Here is a 2,610-nt window from a genome sequence, read left to right on the forward strand (position 1 = left end):
CGCCCGCGGAAAGCGGAGCTGAATCCACTTCAGAAAATTACTATAAATTTTACATTCAACTAGTTTTTCAGTGAACTCTTCAATAACAAAACGGGGTGAAGAAAAATGATTATTCGTTCAATCGAAACATTTCAAGTAGCAGTACCTTTGAAGAAAGCCTTTAAAACAGCATTACGCACAGTTACTGTTGCAGAAGCAATTTATGTGCGTATTCAATTAGAAGATGGTAGAGAAGGGTACGGGGAAGCTCCACCAACTCATGTCATTACAGGAGAGTCTTTAGCAAGTATTCAATTTGCAATAGAAGGAGTATTTAAGCCTTTACTGGTAGGAAAAGATTTGCGCTATCATGAGCAACTTTTCCAAGCACTTCATCGTTCGATGGTTCATAATACAAGCGCAAAAGCGGCTGTTGATATGGCGTTATATGATTTACTGGCACAAGTTGCCGGTCTACCTCTCTATCAATATTTAGGCGGTGCAAGATCAGAACTAATGACAGATTATACGGTTAGTGTGAATGAGCCGATTGAAATGGCTGATGATGCTATACGCTATGTAAAGGATGGCTTTCATATATTAAAGGTGAAAGTTGGAATTGGCGGAATTGATGATGACATTAAACGAATTCAAGCAATCCGTAAAGCAGTTGGCTTTGATATTAAACTTCGTTTAGATGCAAACCAAGGATGGACAGCAAAGGAAGCTGTTCGAGCAATCAAACAAATGGAAGACGAACAATTAAATATTGAATTTATTGAACAGCCTGTATTAGCTCATGATATCGAGGGATTAAAATATGTAACAGACCATACGTTAACACCCATTATGGCTGATGAAAGTGTTTTTTCCCTTTATGATGCAAAAAGAGTGATTGAAATGAGAGCAGCAGATTTGATTAACATCAAATTGATGAAAGCTGGAGGCATATACCAAGCTTTGAAAATTGCTTCTTTAGCTGCAAGTCATGATATGAAATGTATGACCGGTAGCATGATTGAAACAAAGCTAGGGGTTGGTGCAGCTGCTCATTTTGCAGCTAGTCAATCGAACATTATTCATTATGACTTTGATGCACCATTGATGTTAAAAGGGGATTTGTTAGAGGGCGGCATTCAATATGAAGGTGCCAAAATAACATTTGATACATCAGCAGGATTAGGAATCCAGCGTGTTAACAAAGGAGGGAGTTTGCATGTCAACTAAAGAAAATATTTGGCGATGTGCAGTGCCTGTAGCTACAGTATGGTCATCACCAACATCTGCACGTGATATCGATAAACCAGGTATTGAAAATCCTGTCCATCTCGTAAAATGGCTTGAAGCATTACCATATAAGGAAAGGTTAGATTTATGTGATGCGAATCGAGTGCAAACACAGCTCCTTTATGGAGAAGATGTGATTGTTGATGAAATAGTAGATGATTGGGCAAAAATTGTTGCAATTCAACAGCCATCTATCAAAGACCAACGGGGATATCCAGGGTGGGTTCCTTTAACACAATTAATAGAGGGAAAAGACCCAGATTCAAATAAATATGTCATCGTTACAGCTGATAAAGTTCAATTATGGACTGAGGATGTAATGCCGCTATTAGTACTACCATTTAATACAATTCTCCCATTACGAGATGAGTGTTCAAAATATTTTCATGTTGATTCGCCAAACGGTAAAGCATTATTAAGCAAAAATGGAGTAGAAATTACTTCTAACAGAACAACCGGAAATCCTACGACAATGGAGCAAGCTGTTATTAAAGGGACAGCATTTCTGGATTTACCTTACTTTTGGGGTGGCATGTCATCATATGGTTATGACTGTTCAGGATTTACATATAACATGGCGAAGGCTTCTGGTATTATTATTCCTCGAGATGCAGGAGAACAAAAGGAAGCGGGCAAAGCAATAAATAAAGAAAACACTGATGAATGGCAAATAGGAGATTTGTTATTTTTCGCAAATGACTTTGGTAGAGCACCTGTACGACATGTTGGATTTTATTTTGGAGATGGGAAAATGATTCATTCTCCACAAACAGGAAAGACAGTAGAAATCATTCATTTAGCTGGCACAAAGTTTGAAGAGGAACTTTGCGGAGTAAGTCGATATTAAGCAAAACTGGGGTGAGACATCATGACGAAGGAAGTAGTATTATCCGTAGAAAATTTAAAAAAACATTTTGATTTAGGAAAAGGCAGTACATTAAAAGCAGTGAATGGCATCAGTTTTGATATCTTAAAAGGGGAGACATTTGGACTTGTTGGTGAATCTGGATGTGGGAAATCAACAGCAGGTCGTACAATTTTAGGTCTTTATAATCGTACTGATGGAAAAGTGTTATTTGAAGGCAAAAATGTTCATGAACAATCTGGTAAAGAACGCGATCAAATGCTAAAGAATATGCAGATGATTTTTCAAGATCCATACGCGTCTCTAAACCCAAGATCGACTGTTTTTGAAATTATCGCAGAACCGATGGAAGTCAATGGATTGTACAAAAATAAAAATAAATTACGTGAGCGTGTTTATAAACTATTGGAGGATGTAGGTTTAAATAGAGAGCACGCCAATCGTTATCCTCATGAATTTTCAGGTGGCCAACGCCAACG

Annotated in this window: 3 protein-coding genes; all 3 read left to right on the plus strand. The window is 37.7% G+C overall.

Annotation, left to right across the window (positions count from 1 at the left end; genetic code table 11):
- The first annotated feature begins 105 nt into the window (after window positions 1-105).
- Complete coding sequence (locus tag ABE048_RS12735; RefSeq protein WP_430311640.1) at window positions 106-1,206, plus strand: dipeptide epimerase; 1,101 nt, start codon at window positions 106-108, stop codon at window positions 1,204-1,206.
- Entirely contained in the window at window positions 1,196-2,113 is a 918-nt protein-coding gene (locus ABE048_RS12740) for an NlpC/P60 family protein (protein WP_430311641.1), read from the plus strand. Before ABE048_RS12735 ends, ABE048_RS12740 begins: the two co-directional genes overlap by 11 nt.
- 21 nt (window positions 2,114-2,134) lie before the next feature.
- A partial coding sequence (locus ABE048_RS12745) for an ATP-binding cassette domain-containing protein (RefSeq protein WP_430311642.1) occupies window positions 2,135-2,610 on the plus strand: 476 nt, incomplete at its 3' end.

Origin of the sequence: Rummeliibacillus pycnus (genome assembly GCF_050459865.1) — a bacterium.
Taxonomy (GTDB): domain Bacteria; phylum Bacillota; class Bacilli; order Bacillales_A; family Planococcaceae; genus Rummeliibacillus; species Rummeliibacillus pycnus_B.

Bases quoted from the DNA above. Each gene is read 5' to 3' on its own strand.
- ABE048_RS12740 (WP_430311641.1), top strand. From the start codon at position 1,196: ATGTCAACTAAAGAAAATATTTGGCGATGTGCAGTGCCTGTAGCTACA.
- ABE048_RS12735 (WP_430311640.1), top strand. From the start codon at position 106: ATGATTATTCGTTCAATCGAAACATTTCAAGTAGCAGTACCTTTGAAG.